The 19,986-nt window shown below is 35.7% G+C and carries 19 protein-coding genes; 6 read left to right on the forward strand and 13 right to left on the reverse strand.

Going from position 1 to position 19,986, the window contains the following annotated elements:
- Positions 1–251: 251 nt before the first annotated feature.
- The 3 genes from hflX to NBRC110019_RS15005 all read left to right on the forward strand — a co-directional run bounded on the left by hflX (position 252) and on the right by NBRC110019_RS15005 (position 2,988).
- Complete coding sequence (gene hflX / locus NBRC110019_RS14995) at positions 252–1,466, forward strand: GTPase HflX (protein WP_281756212.1); 1,215 nt, start codon at positions 252–254, stop codon at positions 1,464–1,466.
- A gap of 207 nt (positions 1,467–1,673) precedes the next feature.
- Positions 1,674–2,015, forward strand: a complete 342-nt coding sequence (locus NBRC110019_RS15000; RefSeq protein WP_281756214.1) for a YegP family protein — start codon at positions 1,674–1,676, stop codon at positions 2,013–2,015.
- A gap of 490 nt (positions 2,016–2,505) precedes the next feature.
- The gene (locus NBRC110019_RS15005) at positions 2,506–2,988 is read left to right on the forward strand and encodes a hypothetical protein (RefSeq protein ID WP_281756216.1); all 483 of its coding nucleotides are present in this window, start codon (positions 2,506–2,508) and stop codon (positions 2,986–2,988) included.
- Between the two features lie 75 nt (positions 2,989–3,063).
- Here NBRC110019_RS15005 and NBRC110019_RS15010 read toward each other — a convergent pair whose 3' ends face one another.
- The 11 genes from NBRC110019_RS15010 to NBRC110019_RS15060 all read right to left on the reverse strand — a co-directional run bounded on the left by NBRC110019_RS15010 (position 3,064) and on the right by NBRC110019_RS15060 (position 11,885).
- Positions 3,064–3,954: a DUF3078 domain-containing protein gene (locus tag NBRC110019_RS15010; RefSeq protein WP_281756218.1), complete on the reverse strand. Its 891-nt coding sequence runs from the start codon at positions 3,952–3,954 to the stop codon at positions 3,064–3,066.
- A gap of 51 nt (positions 3,955–4,005) precedes the next feature.
- Positions 4,006–4,515 (reverse strand): DUF2480 family protein, encoded by a 510-nt coding sequence (locus tag NBRC110019_RS15015; RefSeq protein ID WP_281756220.1) that lies wholly within the window; start codon positions 4,513–4,515, stop codon positions 4,006–4,008.
- A 3-nt stretch (positions 4,516–4,518) separates the two neighbouring features.
- Positions 4,519–4,845, reverse strand: a complete 327-nt coding sequence (locus tag NBRC110019_RS15020; RefSeq protein ID WP_281756222.1) for a DUF59 domain-containing protein — start codon at positions 4,843–4,845, stop codon at positions 4,519–4,521.
- A gap of 4 nt (positions 4,846–4,849) precedes the next feature.
- A complete protein-coding gene (locus NBRC110019_RS15025) occupies positions 4,850–5,272 on the reverse strand; it encodes a SufE family protein (RefSeq protein ID WP_281756224.1) in 423 nt (140 codons plus the stop codon).
- A gap of 72 nt (positions 5,273–5,344) precedes the next feature.
- Entirely contained in the window at positions 5,345–5,791 is a 447-nt protein-coding gene (locus tag NBRC110019_RS15030; protein WP_281756226.1) for a hypothetical protein, read from the reverse strand.
- Positions 5,792–5,938: 147 nt separating this feature from the next.
- Entirely contained in the window at positions 5,939–7,159 is a 1,221-nt protein-coding gene (locus NBRC110019_RS15035; protein ID WP_281756228.1) for an aminotransferase class V-fold PLP-dependent enzyme, read from the reverse strand.
- 13 nt (positions 7,160–7,172) lie between these two features.
- Positions 7,173–8,489, reverse strand: a complete 1,317-nt coding sequence (sufD, locus tag NBRC110019_RS15040; RefSeq protein ID WP_281756230.1) for a Fe-S cluster assembly protein SufD — start codon at positions 8,487–8,489, stop codon at positions 7,173–7,175.
- A gap of 8 nt (positions 8,490–8,497) precedes the next feature.
- Positions 8,498–9,130, reverse strand: a complete 633-nt coding sequence (locus tag NBRC110019_RS15045) for a hypothetical protein (protein ID WP_281756231.1) — start codon at positions 9,128–9,130, stop codon at positions 8,498–8,500.
- 3 nt (positions 9,131–9,133) lie between these two features.
- Positions 9,134–9,886: a Fe-S cluster assembly ATPase SufC gene (gene sufC / locus NBRC110019_RS15050; RefSeq protein WP_281756232.1), complete on the reverse strand. Its 753-nt coding sequence runs from the start codon at positions 9,884–9,886 to the stop codon at positions 9,134–9,136.
- Between the two features lie 148 nt (positions 9,887–10,034).
- Positions 10,035–11,480, reverse strand: a complete 1,446-nt coding sequence (gene sufB, locus NBRC110019_RS15055; protein ID WP_281756233.1) for a Fe-S cluster assembly protein SufB — start codon at positions 11,478–11,480, stop codon at positions 10,035–10,037.
- A 75-nt stretch (positions 11,481–11,555) separates the two neighbouring features.
- Positions 11,556–11,885 (reverse strand): HesB/IscA family protein, encoded by a 330-nt coding sequence (locus NBRC110019_RS15060; protein WP_281756234.1) that lies wholly within the window; start codon positions 11,883–11,885, stop codon positions 11,556–11,558.
- A 223-nt stretch (positions 11,886–12,108) separates the two neighbouring features.
- On the opposite strand from NBRC110019_RS15060, the gene thiL reads away from it, so the two are divergent.
- Entirely contained in the window at positions 12,109–13,164 is a 1,056-nt protein-coding gene (gene thiL / locus NBRC110019_RS15065) for a thiamine-phosphate kinase (RefSeq protein ID WP_281756235.1), read from the forward strand.
- 327 nt (positions 13,165–13,491) lie between these two features.
- Here thiL and NBRC110019_RS15070 read toward each other — a convergent pair whose 3' ends face one another.
- Positions 13,492–14,916 carry a flotillin family protein gene (locus tag NBRC110019_RS15070; RefSeq protein ID WP_281756236.1) on the reverse strand — a complete coding sequence of 475 codons (1,425 nt, stop codon included), beginning with the start codon at positions 14,914–14,916 and terminating at the stop codon, positions 13,492–13,494.
- A gap of 17 nt (positions 14,917–14,933) precedes the next feature.
- Entirely contained in the window at positions 14,934–15,506 is a 573-nt protein-coding gene (locus tag NBRC110019_RS15075) for a hypothetical protein (protein WP_281756238.1), read from the reverse strand.
- A 326-nt stretch (positions 15,507–15,832) separates the two neighbouring features.
- Between NBRC110019_RS15075 and NBRC110019_RS15080 the strand changes: the two genes are divergently transcribed.
- Together NBRC110019_RS15080 and NBRC110019_RS15085 are read left to right on the forward strand one after the other, a co-directional pair.
- Entirely contained in the window at positions 15,833–18,286 is a 2,454-nt protein-coding gene (locus NBRC110019_RS15080) for a DUF5916 domain-containing protein (protein WP_281756240.1), read from the forward strand.
- 93 nt (positions 18,287–18,379) lie between these two features.
- On the forward strand, positions 18,380–19,930 hold the full coding sequence (locus tag NBRC110019_RS15085) for a glycine--tRNA ligase (protein WP_281756242.1): 1,551 nt from the start codon (positions 18,380–18,382) through the stop codon (positions 19,928–19,930).
- The last annotated feature ends 56 nt before the right edge of the window (positions 19,931–19,986 follow it).

The following is a 19,986-nucleotide window of genomic DNA, read 5'->3' on the forward strand; positions in this document are numbered from 1 at the left end:
TACCTGAGCAAAACTCAGGGTACTAATGAACAACATCAAAATTAATAGAGTAGTTTTTTTCATAAATAGAGTAGGTTTAATACAATAAATCTGTTTTTCTTGGATTACTTAATTATGTCCAAATTTAAAAATTATTGTTAAATTATAACATACGTTGTTAAAAATATAATCATTTTTTCCTTAAAATCAGTTATTTAACAAATGCTGTAAAATGTTTAACATTTTGTAAATTTGTACCGATATATAGATCTATGATAGAAGAAGTAAAAATAGAATACGAAAAAGTGGTATTGGTGGGAATCATCAATCAGGAGCAAGATGAAGTGAAGTCTAAAGAATATTTAGATGAGCTAGAGTTTTTAAGTTATACTGCTGGAGGAGAGGTGGTTAATAGGTTTACGCAAAAGGTTAATGTGCCTAATCCTAAGACTTTTATAGGTACTGGTAAGATGGAAGAAATTCTTCAGTATGTGGAAGAAAATGAGGTTGGTACTGTTGTTTTTGATGACGAGTTAACACCAGCGCAACAAAAGAATATTGAACGTATTTTAAAGTGTAAAATTCTTGATAGAACCGGTTTAATACTTGATATTTTTGCGCAGAGAGCGCAGACAAGTTATGCCAGAACACAGGTAGAATTGGCACAATACCAATATTTGTTGCCACGTTTAACGGGTTTATGGACACACCTTGAGCGGCAACGAGGGGGTATTGGTATGCGTGGTCCTGGGGAAACAGAAATTGAAACAGATAGACGTATTGTTAGGGATAGAATTGCTTTATTAAAGAAGAAGCTTCAGATTATTGATAAACAAATGGCTACTCAAAGAGGGAACCGTGGAGCTTTGGTGCGTGTTGCTTTAGTGGGGTATACCAATGTTGGTAAGTCTACTTTAATGAATGTGATTTCTAAATCGGAAGTTTTTGCTGAAAACAAATTATTTGCAACCTTAGATACTACGGTACGTAAGGTGGTAATTGGTAATTTGCCTTTTTTATTAAGTGATACGGTTGGGTTTATACGTAAGTTGCCCACGCAATTAGTAGAGTCATTTAAAAGTACGCTTGACGAAGTTAGAGAAGCTGACATGCTATTGCATGTAGTAGATATTTCACATCCTAATTTTGAAGAACATATTGCTTCGGTTAATAATATTCTTAGTGAGATAAAGTGTATTGATAAACCTACTGTTATGGTGTTTAATAAGATAGACCAGTTTACGCATGAACCTTTAGCGGAAGATGATTTGGTAACTGAAAAGGAAGCTAGACATTTTACACTAGATGAGTGGAGACATACCTGGATGAGTACCATGAACGGGAATGCTTTGTTTATATCGGCTGTGAATAAAGAGAACATGGATGAGTTTAGACAAAAGGTGTATAGTGCCGTTAGAGACATTCATATCACCAGATTTCCTTACAATAATTTTTTGTATCCTGAGATAGCAATTGATCAGGAATAGGAACTTGGCAACTAATCGGGTTTTTTTAGTGTTGGTATAAGTTTAAATGATTGTCTAAAAAAAACGATTATGTGTTTTTAGATGCTATGGTTGAGATATCTAAGAACTTTTTAGTTGAATTAAATACAGGTAATAACTAAAACTTAACATTAAATTTAAGATTTATTTACATAAATTTGCGCGTACATTAGCCTTGAGAGATAAAGAATGAGCGTATTTTTAATTAATAAACGTTACAACGGAAGTTATAAATTTGTTTTTACCAACCGTAAAGGACATACTGTTTTTACCAGTATTTCATGCAGGGAAAAAGAGCATTGTGAGAAACTGGTAAATAGGTTTAAAGCTTCTGTAGATATGTTCGACTTTATTAAGATTAAAACTCCTGCCGGAAAGTTGTATTTTCAAATTGCTATAGATGAGCAGGTGCTAGCTACTAGCCGTAAATTTTCTACCGAGTTAAGTATGGAGAAGGGAATTTCGAATATTCTTAAGTATATTCCTGAGGCAGAAATGTTAGAGATGCCTGGGGAAGAGGATATTTTCTAGACAAGATACTTATGAAATCAATATATACTTGTTTTAAAACGATGAGTTGAGATCGATTTAATTGTTACATGAATTATTAGTAATAGAGTTATCTGACTCAAAAGATAATTCGTTATTGTAAGCACGATTATTGGTGTTGAAAATTAATTTTTGATTTGAATCGTCTTCACTAATTCAGTAGCTAATTATTTCTGTTTGAATTAGACTACCTATACTACCGACATTTTTTATAATTCGGTTCTTTGATTTTACTAAATGATTGAGGTTAAACACTCCTAGATCTGTCTCGAAATAGAAATGCCATGCTTATTAAATGCTTCGTGAGCTTGCCCCGAAGCAGTTTACTTTTAGTTGAAAGTCTTTTAAAGGAGCTTTTTTACGTTGTTTACGGAAAAGCGTAATATTTCTTCTTTTGTTCAATTTAAATTTACCCTGTTTTTGAGTTGAGATCAACTCTATTAAAATAGTGTAATTAATTTAACTTAAACATATGAAAAAAGTGTTCGTTTTTTTATTATTAATGAGTAGTCTAGCTTCTTTTGGGCAGATAAAGGTAGCCGATAAAACTACCGAAAGCTGGAAAACTATTGGTTCTGTTGGAGCTATGGGGTCAGCAAACACAATATTAGAGCGCAGTGGAGATTTGATAAAGCTTACCTTTAGAGATATACGTTTTACTCAGTTAAAGGTATACGAAGAAGTTACGTTTAAAGATGTAGATAACGCATTTGAGAACTTGTATAGCGTAATTATGGATGCATTAGAAAACATGCCTGAAGAAAATATTACTTTAAAATTGCCTGATGGAGATCTTGTGTTAAGATTTGAAAAGAGCTTTGGTAAGGTAAATATGAATTTTGTTTATTTTGTAAGTGGTGTACAAGAGCCTGCAATGTCAGAATATTTAACCGAGAAAAAGGTGAATAAGCTTTTTGGTAAGAGTACTAAAAAGAAAAAGAAAAAGAAAAAATAATTAGCTTGATAAGCGATAAACATAAAATGGGCTACTATAATTAGTAGCCCATTTTATGTTGTATAGTAGTATGTATTAAAATTTATACCCAATTCCTAAACCAAATACTTCACGAATTTGAAAGGCTCTTGCGGCGTTGTCATCGTAGATTGCCTGAAATGTAAAGTTGGTGGTTAAGTACTTGTTAATTTTCATAACCACATTAAGAGTGTAGTCAATATCTACATTTTGAGGATCTTCAAGGTAGTTGCTGTACAATGCTAAAATGTTTTCGGCAGATACATTCTCCATAATGTTGAATTTGGCATAACCAGATAATGCTGCACCAAATTCAAATCGGGTACTGCTGTTAGCATCTACTCCAAAGTAATCGCCGTCTACATAACCGTCGTAAGAAGTAAAGTCTTTATCAACAAATACTAATTTAGAAGTAGCAGGTGCAATGTTTACTTTTAAGTTATCACTCTTTTTCCATAAAGCACCAGGCCCTATTTGCAGGTATCCTGGAGAAAGTAAGTGTGTATACTCAACTCTATACTCAGTACCATCATCTAGTGTACCGTACGTAAAACCCTTATCCATTTGGGTTTTAAAGTTTAAGAAAGCAGAGTAATACCAATTACCACCAGCTTTTTTACCTAGTATCGAGTTAAATTCTAAACGGTCGTTGGTTTTCTTGGTAAACTCTTCATTTTTAACTTTGGTAATACCATAGTCTAATAAGATTTTGTTATCCCATGTCCAATCGTTTTTGGTGTAGTTAAATCCGTAACTAACCGATAAGTTACCAGCCATATTGCTGGTACCCCCGCCAAGCCAGTCGGCATTAAAAGCAGATTGGTTAAAAAGTAAGTTTATATTCCCCTCTGTTGTCCAGGCAGAGTCTTTTTCTTTTTCATTGGTTTGCTGAGCAAAGGCTCCTAAAGAAGCAACAAGCAAAAGAGCAAGCGTTAATTTTTTTTTCATAGTGTATTTAATGTTTATTTATTATTTAAAAACTCGGAATGATGAAAAGAACTAATTTTTGTTTTTAAATAATGGTACTGCGGAACAAGCCTCGCCATACATTAGACTTTTAGCAATGGGTAGAATTTTTTCTATTAAGAAAATATACGCATTTGCAGGCACAGGTTTGTTAGCGCATCCTTTTACAATAACCGGGGCTCCTTCAACAAAGGAAAAATCGGTTTGCGCTATAATATCTTTATAAATAATCGTTTCTAATTCTTCTAGAGTGCCTATAATTACTTTTTTAGCATGCGGTACTGCATAGGTACTTAATAGCATAAATGCCCATGCTGGTACAATGGCATCGGTAGAGCAGGTAAGGGCTACATAGGTGCCTTTATACTGTTCCCAATCATGATTTTTGGCGTGCTCTCTAAAATCCTTTTCCCTTAGGATAAATTCTTCCAATAACCAGTCTTTAATATCCAGTGCCATACGCTCACCTTTCGGATAATAATCCTCTAGGTCTACCGTTACCAGTTTGCTATTAGCAACTCTATTTACAATTTCGTCTGCCATAGATTATAATAATCCTAATTCTAGTTTGGCTTCTTCACTCATTAAATCCTGACTCCATGGTGGGTCAAAGGTAATTTCAACTTCTGCTTCTTTTACCTGATCTATAGATCTAATTTTTTCTTCTACTTCCATAGGAAGTGTTTCGGCAACCGGACAGTTAGGTGTAGTTAATGTCATTAATATTTTAACCTCGTTACTTTCGTTTACAAAAACGTCGTAAATAAGTCCTAACTCATAAATATCAACCGGAATTTCAGGGTCGAAAATAGTTTTTAAAACCATTACGATTTCTTCCCCAAGGTTGGTGGTGTCATTTAATTCTTCGCTCATATTGCTAATTCAATTGGGTTTGGTATGCAATGGCATACATTTTAAGTTGTTTAATCATACTTACCAATCCGTTGGCGCGGGTAGGAGAAAGGTGTTCCTTTAGTCCTATTTCGTCAATGAAATTGGTGTTGGCTTCAATGATGTCTTTTGGTTTTTGGTTTGAAAAGGCACGTATCAGTATCGCAATAATACCTTTGGTAATAATGGCGTCGCTATCGGCAGTAAAAATAATTTTATCGTTTTCCAGTGTAGCATGCACCCATACCTTACTTTGGCAACCTTTAATTAGGTTGTCATCGGTTTTGTATTGCTCATTAATAAGGGGTAAACTTTTTCCTAGTTCTATCATATATTCATAACGCTGCATCCAGTCGTCAAACATAGAAAACTCGTCTACTATATCATTCTGTATTTCTTCTATAGTCATAACCTTATTTATTTGGTACAAAAGTACAAATATTTATAGTTACTCGATAATCGAGATTAATTACGCCAAGACTTACTTATTGGTTTCGGTCAGGCTTACCATTTCGTTTACAACAGATGCTATTTCAGCCGGCGGATATCCATGATCAAACTGTACACTGTTATAGGAGTGTCCTTTATAGGTAACAGATAAATAAGCAGCAGGTAATTGATCTGAATAATGTTTTTTAGTAGGTGCTTCTAACATGCTCATCCCTTGTAAATCTACCTCTTTAATTAATGACGTAAGTGTTTTCCATGTTTGTGGCATTGTGGCTGTTTCAGTTAAAGTTCCTGCACTTTTATTACTAATAATAGTTTCTTTTTCGGTAACCGTAACCGTTACATTTGTGCGTCTGGTACTTTTGTTATATACAAAGGTATAGTTGTTATCTTCTTGAACTTTGTTTTCTGAAGCTGTTTTTTGTGAGTTGCAAGACATTAGAAAAAAAAGGCTTAAAATAAGTGCTAACTGTTTCATAATTGTTGGTGTTGTTTATTAGGTAATATCGTCATAGTCTATTCTATAGACCTACCTAGGCGTGATTTAATATTACAAAAAAAGTACCATTATAGGTACTTTTTATTATATTTTTAAGGTTTAAAGCGACCAAGGTTTCTAATGTGCCTATCTAAGCATATTAGCAGCACGTTCTACACCGGCAACTAATGTGTCTATTTCTGCTTTGGTATTGTAAAAGGCAAATGAAGCCCTTACCGTACCCGGAATACAATAGAAATCCATTATAGGTTGCGCGCAATGGTGGCCCGTTCTAACCGCTATACCTAGTTTATCTAAAATAACTCCCATATCATAAGGGTGAACCCCTTCTATATTAAAAGAGATGACCGATGCTTTAAGATTGGTTTCTTTTGGCCCATAGATGCGTAATCCGTCAATCGTAGCTAGTTTTTCCGTGGCATAGTCTAAAAGCTCGTGTTCGTAACTAGCAATGGCATCAAAACCAATTTGGTTCATATAGTCTATGGCTGCGCCAAAGGCAATACCACCACAAATGTTTGGTGTACCGGCTTCAAACTTGTGCGGTAAATCGGCATAGGTAGTTTTTTCAAACGTTACTTCGGCAATCATTTCACCGCCCCCTTGGTAAGGAGGTAACTTTTTAAGCCAACTTTCTTTACCGTATAGCATACCCACACCGGTTGGGCCACACATTTTGTGTGCAGATGTCACATAGAAATCTACATCTAGTGCTTGTACATCTGCTTTTATGTGTGGTGCGGCCTGCGCTCCGTCTACAAGAACAGCAGCTCCAACTTTATGTGCTTTAGTAATAATAGCTTCTATAGGGTTTATAGTCCCTAGTGCATTAGATACATGATTACAGAAAACAAGTTTTGTTTTTTCAGACAGAAGTGTTTCATACGTAGCTAAGTCCAGCGTACCTTCTGTTGTCATAGGTATTACTTTTAAAATAGCTCCGGTACGCTCACAAAGCATTTGCCACGGTACAATATTACTATGGTGCTCTAAGGCGGAAACAATGATTTCATCTTCTGCTTGTAAGAGGCTTGTGAAACCATTAGCTACTAAATTAATACTATGGGTGGTGCCACTGGTAAATATAATCTCGTAAGATTTAGCGGCATTAAAATGCTTTTGTATTTTAATACGTGCTTCTTCATATTTATCGGTAGCTTCCTGACTTAAGCTGTGAACGCCACGGTGAATGTTAGCGTTGTAGTTTTGATAATAGTCTACAATAACATCTATTACCTGTTGAGGGGTTTGCGATGTGGCAGCATTATCAAAATACACCAACGGTTGACCGTTTACGGTTCTGTTAAGTATAGGAAAATCTTTTCTTATGTTTTCAATAGCAATCACAAAGTGAAATTTTTTAGAAGTTGAATCCTAAATCAACTCCTAGTTTTTGTGCAATTAATTTATTAATACGAGTTTTAACCTCCGGAATTCGAACACTCTCCAATACGTTATTAGCAAATGCATAGGTTAATAAACCTTTAGCTTCTTTCTCTGGGATACCTCTTGTTTTTAAGTAAAACATAGCTTCAGTATCTAACTGACCAATAGTACAACCGTGTGAACATTTTACATCGTCTGCAAAAATCTCTAGCTGAGGTTTGGTGTTAATGGTAGCGGTATCGTCTAACAAAATGTTGTTATTCTGTTGAAAAGCATTTGTTTTTTGAGCAATACGATTTACATAAATTTTACCATTAAATACCCCAACACTCTTATCAGCAAAAATACTTTTATAATCTTGGTGGCTTTCGCAGTTAGGTTCTGCGTGGTCTACCAAGGTGTAGTGATCTACGTGTTGCTTGTCACTTAATATAGTAATTCCCTTCATGGTAGAGTCTATATACTCTCCTTTATGAAAGAAGTTTAAATTATTACGGGTAAGCTTACCACCAAAAGAGAAGGTGTGTACACTTGCGTTACTTTGTCTTTTTTGAGAGATATACGTATTGTCTATCAAAGAAGCAGACTGTAAGTCGTTCTGAATTTTATAATAATCCAAAACAGCGTTTTCAGCTACAAACATTTCGGTAACCGAGTTAGTAAGTACCGGATGCGCTGTTAAACTTTGATGGCGCTCTATGATTTGTACTTGCGCATTTTCTTCAACAACTACTAAGTTACGTGGTTGTATTAGTAAAGCATCTTCTACACCTGTAGCAAAGTGAATAATTTCAACAGGTTTTTCTACTACCTTACTTTTAGGGATGTAGATGTAAGCACCTTCTTTAGTAAAGGCTGTGTTTAAAGAGGTTAAACTATCATCTTCTTTGGCTATTTTATTAAAGTAGGTTTCTATAACCTCTTTGTATTTAGGTTTTGAAAGTGCCTCACTCATTAAACAAACATCTAACCCTTCGTGAGATGTTTCAGATAGCTGAGCGCTATATACTCCATCTATAAAAACAATCTTATAAGTTTCTATGTTATGAATAAAGTATTGTTTAACATCTTTGTATTCAAGTGCTTTTTCTTTTTTAGCAAACACATTGTAATCTGGTTTTAAAACCGAATTTAACGAGGTGTATTTCCACGCTTCTAATTTTTTAGTAGGAAATCCTAAGGTTTCAAACTGTTTAATAGCGTTTGTACGAATATTACTTACCGGATCGGTACCACCAATTTGATTTTCTAACACCGAAAATGATGTTGCTAATTTATCTTTTAGATTCATTTTTCTCTCTAACTTTTATAAGGTAACCAAATTTTTTTATTGGTTTTTTTACCTGATATTTTCTCTATTGATTCAATAATGAATTTATTTTCTGAAAGGTTTCCTGCTGCTATAATGGCTTCCACATTACGTCCGGCAGCTTCTAACATTTCTATTAAGTTGACCTTCCAGTGCCCGTTGCCTTCTTTTTCAAACTGAAAAAAGTACGGTATGTCTGCTCCGTTATATTGCATTTGTGCAATGGCAAAAGCCCCGTCAATTTCCATTTCTCCTATTTCCAGCATACTCAAGTCTTCTTTATGAATCCAGTTTTTTCTAAGCAAGAAGCAAAATACTTCCTTTACGGTAAGCTGATTTGCTAAGTCTTCAGGAATCAGATGACGTGAGGTAAGTACCCATAGTTTTTCTTCAAACGGATACTTACTTACGGTAATGCTATCTGCCTTTTTACAGTCATCCCAAACCCGTTGGTAAAAGGAGGTTGTTTTTTGGTTAATAAGCGAATAGGCGGTAATACCGTCTTTGTTTGTAACAGCTTCTTTATAAGCTGTAAATACCTGTCGAATTTGTTGTTCGTCTTGCGAGAACCCTTTAAATCCGATTAAAAATAAGATGCTTATTAACCAAAAATAGCTGTGCATGTGTTACGCGGTAACTTCCTGTTTAATCCAGTCGTATCCTTTAGCTTCTAATTCTAAAGCCAATTCTTTAGTCCCCGATTTTACAATTTTACCATCAAATAAAACGTGTACAAAATCTGGTACAATATAGTCTAGTAAACGTTGGTAGTGTGTAATAACTATAACAGCATTATCAGCACTCTTTAATTTGTTTACACCGTTAGCTACAATTTTTAACGCATCAATATCTAATCCAGAATCTGTTTCATCTAAAATAGCTAGCTTAGGTTCTAACATAGCCATCTGAAAGATTTCGTTACGTTTTTTCTCACCACCCGAAAATCCTTCGTTTAGTGAGCGAGAAAGAAACTTCATATCAATATCTAATAAAGCAGCTTTTTCTTTTATCTTTTTAAGCATTTCGTTAGCTGGCATATCTTCTAAGCCTTGTGCTTTACGATTTGAGTTAATAGCTGTTTTGATAAAGTTAGTTACAGAAATTCCTGGAATTTCTACAGGATATTGAAACGACATAAAGATTCCTTTGTGTGCTCTTTCATCTGCTTCTAGTTCATTTATATCTTCACCTTCAAATTCAATACTACCTTCGGTAACTTCATATTCTTCTCTACCTGCAATTACAGAAGAAAGCGTGCTTTTTCCGGCACCGTTTGGTCCCATAATAGCATGAACCTCTCCTGGCTTAACCTCAATTCCTAAGCCTTTTAATATCTCCTTGTCTTCTATTGAAGCATGTAAATTCTCTATCTTTAACATTGTCTTTTAAGTTTAGAGTTGATGGTTAAAAGTAGACTGTACTTTGTTCCAAAAACCTTTATTGCTATTTATATCGTATTCTTACTTTTTTAATTTTAATGTGATAAAGAGTGTTTTTAAATTTTCTCATAATCACATAACTTTTATATTAACCTACAGAACCTTCTAATGAAATTTCAAGTAGTTTTTGAGCTTCTACAGCAAACTCCATAGGTAATTTATTTAACACCTCTTTGCTAAACCCATTTACAATTAGGGCAATTGCCTTTTCGGTATCAATACCTCTTTGGTTACAGTAAAAAATTTGATCTTCCCCAATTTTACTAGTAGTAGCCTCGTGCTCAATTTGAGCGGTTTTGTTTTTAGCTTCAATATATGGGAAGGTATGCGCCCCACAATTGTTCCCCATTAATAATGAGTCGCACTGAGAGAAGTTACGAGCATTTGCTGCTCTTGACCCTACCTGTACCAAACCTCTGTATGAGTTTTGAGATTTACCAGCCGAGATTCCTTTAGAAATAATAGTACTTCTGGTATTGTTACCTAAATGTATCATTTTTGTGCCGGTATCTGCTTGCTGGTAGTTGTTGGTTACCGCTATAGAATAGAACTCACCAATTGAGTTGTCTCCTTTCAATATACATGATGGATATTTCCAAGTTACAGCTGACCCTGTCTCTACCTGTGTCCATGAAATTTTTGCATTCTTTTCGCAAAGACCTCTTTTGGTTACAAAGTTGAATACCCCACCTTTACCGTCTTTCCCGCCAGGGAACCAGTTTTGTACAGTACTATATTTTATTTCAGCATCGTCTAGGGCTATTAACTCTACAACAGCAGCGTGCAATTGGTTTTCGTCACGCATAGGAGCCGTGCAACCTTCAAGATAACTTACATAACTACTTTCATCTGCAATAACCAACGTTCTTTCAAACTGTCCGGTTCCGGCTTGGTTAATACGGAAATATGTAGAAAGTTCCATTGGGCAGCGTACTCCTTTTGGAATGTAACAGAAAGATCCATCTGAGAATACAGCCGAGTTTAAGGCCGCGTAGAAATTATCTTTCTGAGGCACTACGGTACCTAAATATTTCTTTACCAATTCAGAATGTTCCTTAATGGCTTCAGAGATTGAACAGAAAATAATTCCTTTTTCTGCTAATGTTTTCTTGAAAGTAGTAGCTACAGAAACCGAATCCATTACAATATCTACAGCAACGCCCGTTAATTTCTTTTGCTCATCTATAGAAATTCCCAACTTATTAAAAGTATCTAATAATTCAGGATCTACTTCATCTAAACTCTCGTATTGAGGTTTCTTTTTAGGAGCAGAGTAGTAAGAAATACTTTGAAAATCTGGTTTTTCATAATGAACATTAGCCCAGTCTGGTTCTTCCATTTGTTCCCATGCGCGGAAAGCCTCCAAACGCCATTCGGTCATCCATTCTGGTTCATTCTTTTTCTTAGAAATTGCACGTACAATATCTTCATTTAAACCTATGGGCAGCGTATCGGCTTCAATATCGGTATAAAAACCATACGCATACTCTTGGGTTTCCAGTTCCTTTTTTAATTCTTCTTCGGTATATGCCATAAAATCTTATAAATTCTAGGTTTTGTGTAAAGGGTTTGAAGTTCAAGGAGACGTAAACCTTGAACCTTGAATTTTTTATAGAGAAAAACTCTCTCCGCATCCGCAGGTGCGTTGCGCGTTCGGGTTGTTAAAAATAAACCCTTTTCCGTTCAATCCGCCTGAGTATTCAAGCGTTGTGCCTATTAGGTACAAAAAGCTTTTTTTGTCTACAGCTATTTTAATATTATTGTCTTCAAAAATTTTATCTGTATCGTTTACAGAATGATCAAATTTTAATTCGTAAGACAATCCGCTGCAGCCACCACTTTTCACACCTACTCTTACATAATCTATGGTAGCGTCATAGCCGTCATCGGCCATTAATTCTGCTACTTTTTTCTTTGCAGTTTCAGATACTTTAATCATTGCTCTTACCTGGTTTAGTATTCAAGTATTCAGTTGCTTACACAACTTAAGTACTTTATTTGGTGCAAAAATACTATAATATATATGATTTACCATATGTAAAACATATATTAAATAAATTCTACCATAGTTTTCTGTTATAGTAGACTACTATGGGTAGCTCAGTAAAGTATTTACTTGATTATAAAGTTTAAGAAAATATAGAAAATAGTACCTTTGCAGTATGATAGAAGATAAAAATCCGCAACGTACTTCGTTGTCTGAATTAGGAGAGTTTGGGTTAATTGAACATTTGTCTAAAAATCTGAAAATAACTCAGGAATCTACCCTTAAAGGAATAGGGGACGATGCTGCTGTGTTAGACTTTAAAGATAAGAAAACTGTAGTATCTACCGACTTACTGGTAGAAGGGGTGCATTTTGATTTGGCCTATGTGCCATTAAAGCATTTGGGGTATAAGGCCGTGATGGTAAACCTGTCCGATATCTATGCTATGAATGCTAAGGCTACACAAGTAACGGTTTCTATAGCGGTTTCTAATCGTTTTCCGTTAGAAGCGTTAGAAGAATTGTATGAAGGAATAGCCTTGGCGGCTAAAATATATAACGTAGATGTAGTAGGAGGCGATACCACGTCTTCTACCCGAGGAATGATTATTTCTGTGACGGCTATTGGTGAGGCAGTAGAGGAAGATATTGTATACCGTAATGGTGCTGGTACTAATGATTTATTGGTAGTTACAGGTGATTTAGGTGGCGCTTACCTTGGGTTACAAGTGTTAGAGCGAGAGAAAGAGGTGTTTAAAGTAAACCCTAATAACCAGCCAGATATTTCTATGTACACCTATATCATAGAACGACAATTAAAGCCGGAAGCTCGTAAAGATATTCCAGCGTTATTAAAAGAACTTGAGGTGAAACCTACGGCTATGATTGATGTTAGTGATGGATTATCATCTGAGATTATTCATATCTGCAAGCAGTCGAAAGTAGGGTGTAATTTGTATGAAGATAAAATTCCGCTAGATCCGCAAGTGATTTCTACTTCTGAGGAGTTTGAATTAAACAGTACTACAGTTGCCTTAAGTGGTGGTGAAGATTACGAATTACTATTTACTATTAAACAGGAAGATTACCCTAAAATAAAAGCGAATCCGCATTTAACGGTTATCGGACACATGGCACAAGAGAGCGAAGGGGTTCATTTAGTAACACGTGCTAATACCAAAATACCAATTACCGCCAGAGGGTGGAATGCGCTTTCTGAGGAGAAGGAGTAAATTACGATGTAATTTGGTAATGAAATTGAGTCGCCCTAAAATAGGTTGACATTTTTTAATTAAAAAATATATAAACCAGAGAAGATATCTTCTCTGGTTTTTTTGTTATGTATAAAGTGCTTTGATACCTAGTCCGGCAAATAGTAGAAAATAGGGAGAAATTAGTAAAAATAAAATAATACCTAGTGGTAGCATAATATACCCTGCGATACGCATAAACAATGATGGTTTGTCTTCAAAAGAATAGATATAGGTTTTTATTTAAGGTTGTTTTAAAGAAGAAAACCCGCTCATGGCGGGTTTTCTAGGTAGTTGTTATTGGAAAGGTTACGCTTCCGATTCGGGGTTAGGATCCTTCTCAGAAGTCACTTGTGTACTGGTAGGTGGTGTTACATCTTTACCTTTAAGGTATTCTGGTAATTCCATACCTGCCATGTTAAACATATCTTGTAACGGCGGAACACTTTGGTATAATCCTGATAAGAAATTAGCTGTAGAGCCTTTTCCATCTTTAGACTGACCGTTTTCCCAAACCGTAACTTTGTCAATTTTAATATTCTTAATAGCTTCCGATTGTGTTTTCACCAATTCAGGTAACTTATCTGCAATCATTAATAATACCGCATCTCTTGAGTTGTTTCCGGCAGCTTGTACAATCTTGTCAAGACCTTGTGCTTGTTTGGTTAAGATTTCAAATAACCCTTGACCTTCGGCCTGCGCTTTAAATAGTATTGCATCGGCTTCCCCTTTAGCTCTTCTTCTAATTTTTTCAGCTTCAGCTTCTGCATCAATCTCAACTTTACGTTTGTCAATTTCAGCAGGTACAATAATATCGGCTTCCTGTGAGGAACGTTCTCTATCGGCTCTTACTAATTCTGCTTCTTTCTCGGCAGCGTAGGATTCTTCTAATGCTTTTGCAGTCTGTACTTTTTCAGATGCAATAGCTAAACGTTCTGCTTCTGCTTCACGTTGTCTACGGACAGCATTTGAGTTGGCTACTTCAATTTTAGCAGTGTTTTCACCGTCTACCGCTTTTGCATTAGCAGCAGCTACTTGAGTACGCTCATCTTGTTGTGCATTAGCTTCTCCAATAGAACCGTCTCTGTTTTTCTCTGCAACCGATTTACGAGCGGCATTAATTGCGTGTGCTGCAGCCTCTTTACCAAGTGCTTCAATGTACCCAGATTCGTCAACGATATCGGTAATGTTTACGTTGATTAATTTTAAACCAACTTTCTTCAATTCCGATTCTACACTTTGTGAAATGTTGCTCAAGAATTTATCACGGTCTGAGTTAATTTCCTCAATGTCCATAGAGGCAACTACTAGACGTAACTGACCAAAGATGATTTCTTTTGCAAGTTCCTGAATGCTTCCTAATTGTAAACCTAGTAATCTTTCAGCAGCGTTTTGCATTACACCGGGCTCTGTAGAAATACCAATAGTAAAACGAGAAGGAACGTTTACACGAATGTTTTGTTTACTTAAGGCGTTGTATAAATTTACCTCAATAGACATTGGAGTTAGGTCTAAATATTCATAATCATGAATAACGGGCCATATAAAGGCCGCACCCCCATGTATACATTTTGCCGACTGTCCGCCGCCAACTTTACCGTATACCACCAGAATTCTGTCTGACGGACAACGTTTGTACCTTTTAATACCGCTGATAAGTATAATAATAATAAATACCACAGCAACTACTAGCCCGATAAGTCCAAAACCGGGCGCTTCAGCTAGAAAAATCATAAGAAATAAATTAAAGGTTAAGTGAGTTTATCTATAATTAAAATTCCGTTAGGAGTAATTTTTTTTACTATAATCACGGTGCCCGATTTTAAATCGGTGTCAGCATCGGTAAGCGCTTCCAATTCACGTAATGCCCCCTGAATACGCACATGTGCTTTTCCTATGGTTGAACGTTTTGCACCCACGGTAAGGTATACCTCACCAACAGCGTTAATAGCATTTTTGTAATCTAATGTTCCGCTTGCGCTTAACTTGTTCATGTAATGAAAAATCAGTGCCATTAAAGACATCATTACCAGGCCACATAAGGTTGAAACAGCAATGGTTACTGGTTTTGATAGTGCTGCATCTATACAAGTTAAACCACTCCAGCCAAATAGAGTAAAAAAACCTACTGTGTTTTTTAAGGTAAAAAACTGAAATGCAATACCATTGTCTGCGTCAATTTCAGCATCGGCATTCCCCATGTCGTCAGAGTCTCCACCTATAAAAGTAAGTACTAACAGTAGTAACAGTATAAAAGTTCCTAGTATTGCAGAGGTCCAATATATCTTTGGAAACAGCGCAAGTTCAGTGTACCAATTAAGCATAATTAATTAGTTTAAGTGTTTTTCAAAATAAGATATTTATGTAATTCGTGTGCTAAATTTAAGTCAATAAACGAAAAATGTTGTTACACAAAATGTGATGTTAACTGCTGTTTTTTTTGAAGTACTTCTATCGCTTTTTTTAAAAGCTAATCCCAGTTGGTTGCGCATCACAATTTTATTAGTCGTAAATAGGGTGCAATTGTTACAACAGTTTTTTCTTAAAAAATGAAAAAGTTTATAAGAGTGTGTAACAATAGTGAAAGCTCATAGTCTTTTAGGGTATATCAACTGAATTGAATTTAAAAATGAAACATTTATGTTTGTGCTTGTCCCTGTTTATAGGAGTATTGATTGGTTATGGACAGGAAACAGATACCATTCCAAGAAAACATATAACAACTACACGTATTGCAAACCCGCCTGTAATAGATGGTAAATTAGATGATGCTGCCTGGGTAAATGCACCCATTGCTACTAATTTTATAGAGCGTAAACCTGTTAATGGACTTTTAGCTCCGGATAGTTTAAAAACCGAAGTAAAGATAGTCTATGATAATTTAGGGATTTACTTCGGGGCTTTTATGAGAGATCCTGAGCCAGATAAAATTCAACGAGAACTTACGGAACGTGACAATATAGGAAACGATGATTTTTTCTTTATTCTTTTAAATGGATATAATGATCATCAACTTAGTTTGGAATTTATAGTAACTGCTGCGGGTGTGCAATGGGACTCTAAAATAACTAATAGTGGTGAAGATGATAGCTGGAATGCCGTGTGGTATAGCGATGTATCTATAAACAACGATGGTTGGGTGGCTGAGGTGTTTATACCCTATTCTCAATTGCGTTTTCCAAAAAAGGAGGTGCAAACCTGGGGATTAAATATGGAGCGAGAGTTTAGAAGAGATCGTCGTCGTTTAAGTTGGTCACATATAGATAACACCAAGGGAGGCTTTTTGCTTTATGACGGGGTGTTGCATGGTATAGAAAATGTAGAGACACCAACCCGATTGTCATTTCAGCCGTATGTGTCTACCTATGTAGCCGATTATGATGGGCAAAGCGAGGTTACAGTAAATGGTGGTTTAGATTTAAAATATGGAATTAATGATGCGTTTACGCTGGATATGATTCTGATACCAGATTTTGGACAAGCTAAATTTGATGATAAAGTGCTTAACTTATCGGCGTTCGAAGTGCAATACGATGAGCAACGCCAGTTTTTTACAGAAGGTACCGAGTTATTTTCTAAAGGGAATTTATTTTACTCAAGACGGGTAGGAGGATCGCCTAGTGGTTATGTAACTCTTGGAGAAGATGAAGAAGTAATTGAAGACCCGTCAAGCGTAGACTTGATTAATGCAATGAAGGTTTCGGGAAGAACCGATAAAGGTTTGGGAATAGGGGTTTTTAATGCGGTAACCGAAAAAACAAAGGCAATTATAGAGAACACGCTTACCGGTGAACGAAGAGAAGAGGTGGTAGAGCCTTTGGCAAATTATAATGTGTTGGTGTTAGATCAGCGTTTTGGAAATAATAATTCGGTGTCGTTTGTTAATACAAATGTGACTCGTAATGGTGGTTTTAGAGATGCCAATGCTACAGGAGCGTATTTAAGTTTGACCAATAAAAAGAATACTTTGAGCTATTGGGCGCAAGGAGAAGGTAGTTGGGTGTGGGATGAAGATACGAAGATAGGAGCAGAGAGTAGTTTAGGGGTGTCTAAAATTAATGGAAAGCACCGTGCTACTTTAGAAATGTCGATGAGAACCAAAGATTATGATATTAATGATTTGGGATATTCTTCAACCACCAATTATGTTAATTATTATGGGTATTATGGGTATAGGTATTTGCAGCCAAAAGGGAAGTTGAACAATTTGTTTCTTAATTTTAATTTGAATTATGAGCGAAGATTAGACCCTGATTTATACAGTAATTTTAGTTTTAATTTCAATTCGAGTTTTACTACAAAAGAATTTGTTACGTTTGGTGGCGGATTTGAAATTACACCTTTTGGAACCAACGATATTTACGAACCTCGTATAGATGGGAGGCATTTAGATGAGCCTTCATATTACAATCCGTGGGTTTGGATATCTACCGATTATCGTAAGAAGTTTGCTATGGATGCTACTTTTGATTGGTACATATACGATGCTAAAAACAGAAACAATATATCGGTTTACTTTACTCCTCGATATCGTTTTTCAGATAAATGGAAGTTGTATTTTGAAAACAACTATTATATAAACACTAATGATAGAGGGTATGTGAATTATGTAAACGATAATATAGAGATAGGAGAGCGTAATCAGTTTACTGTAGAAACCTCTTTAGAGTCGCAATATATATTTAACAATACGATGTCGTTAAATTTAGCGTTCCGTCATTACTATTCAGAAGTAGATTATGGAAGGTTCTTTACGTTGAATATTGATGGCAGTGTTTTACAGGACGGTGCCTATGATGTAAACCATGACGGTACGTATAACAGTTGGAATATAGACCTAAGTTATTCGTGGTGGTTTGCCCCAGGTAGTCAGTTAACTTTTCTGTACCGAAACTCTATTGAAAGTTATGAAGAATTAGCTGGTCAAAGTCTTTCTGGTAATTTCGATACCTTGTTTAACCAACCGCAATCTAACACCTTTTCGGTGCGAGTAAGCTACTTTTTAGATTACAACCGTATTAAAAATTGGTTCGGTTCAAATAACAGCCAGTCGTTTTATCATCAAGAGCGCAACAAAAAAACAGGAAAAACGGTAAGATCGTAATGGTTTTGTAACAGAAACTTTAATTTCCTATGGATAAATTAAAAGCAACTGCTACATTTGTAATCAGGAAATTAAAACAGTTATTTTTGCGCTATGGCAAATCAAGACGAACAATTTAAGAAGGTTATATCTCATGCTAAGGAGTATGGATACATTTTTCAATCGAGTGAAATATATGACGGATTAAGCGCAATATACGATTACGGTCAGAATGGAGCCGAGCTTAAGAAAAACATCCGTGAGTATTGGTGGAAAGCAATGGTACAAATGCACGATAATATAGTAGGTATAGATGCTGCTATATTTATGCACCCAACTACTTGGAAAGCTTCGGGTCACGTAGATGCTTTTAACGATCCGTTGATTGATAATAAAGATTCTAAAAAAAGATATCGTGCCGATGTTTTGGTAGAAGATTATGTAGCCAAAATTGAAGCTAAAATAGATAAAGAAGTGGCTAAGGCAGCCAAGCGCTTTGGGGATGCTTTTGATAAGGAGCAATTTGTAGCGACCAATCCTCGTGTGGTAAAATACCAAGAGGAGTGCAGTGCTATTTTAAAGCGCTTAGGACAGTCTTTAGAAAAAGAAGATTTGGCAGACGTTAAAGCGTTAATTGAAGAGTTAGGTATTGCAGACCCTGATACAGGTTCTAAAAACTGGACCGATGTTAAGCAGTTTAACTTAATGTTTGGTACTAAGTTAGGAGCTTCTGCCGAGTCTGCTACCGATTTATATTTAAGACCGGAAACAGCTCAAGGGATTTTTGTAAACTTTCTGAATGTACAGAAAACCGGAAGAATGAAAATTCCTTTTGGTATTGCCCAAACAGGTAAAGCATTCCGTAACGAGATTATTGCACGTCAGTTTATTTTTAGAATGCGTGAGTTTGAACAAATGGAAATGCAATTTTTTATTAAACCTGGTACGCAACAAGAGTGGTATGACTATTGGAAAAAAACGCGTTTAAAATGGCATTTATCATTAGGTTTAGGAACTGATAATTACCGTTTTCATGACCACGAAAAATTAGCGCACTATGCAGATGCTGCTGCTGATATTGAATTTAAATTCCCATTTGGGTTTAAAGAATTGGAAGGAATTCATTCAAGAACCGATTTCGATTTAAATCAGCATGAGCAATTCTCTGGTAAAAAATTACAGTATTTCGATCCGGAAGAAAGCAAGAGTTATGTGCCTTATGTGTTAGAAACGTCTATTGGTTTAGATCGTATGTTCTTAGCGGTATTCTCTAACTCATTAATGGAGGAAGATTTGGGAGATGGTAAAACAAGAACGGTATTAAAATTACCGGCGGTATTAGCGCCTACTAAAGCGGCTATACTTCCGTTAATTAAAAGGGATGGTTTACCAGAGCTTTCTCAGAAAATTATGAATGAGTTGAAATGGGATTTCAATGTAACTTATGATGAGAAAGATGCAGTGGGAAGACGTTATAGAAGACAAGATGCTGCCGGTACACCATACTGTATTACAGTAGATCATCAGAGTTTAGAAGATAACACAGTTACCATACGTCATAGAGATTCTATGGAGCAAGAGCGTGTAGCTATAGACGATTTAAGAAGTCTTATTCTTAAAGAAGTAGATGTGCGTTACTGGTTGCAAAAGATGAATGACTTATAGTGGTTATTAATCGTATATTATAAAAAAAGAGTCGTATTGTAAATATTCAATACGAC

The organism is Neptunitalea chrysea, assembly GCF_027924145.1.
Lineage (GTDB): Bacteria > Bacteroidota > Bacteroidia > Flavobacteriales > Flavobacteriaceae > Neptunitalea > Neptunitalea chrysea.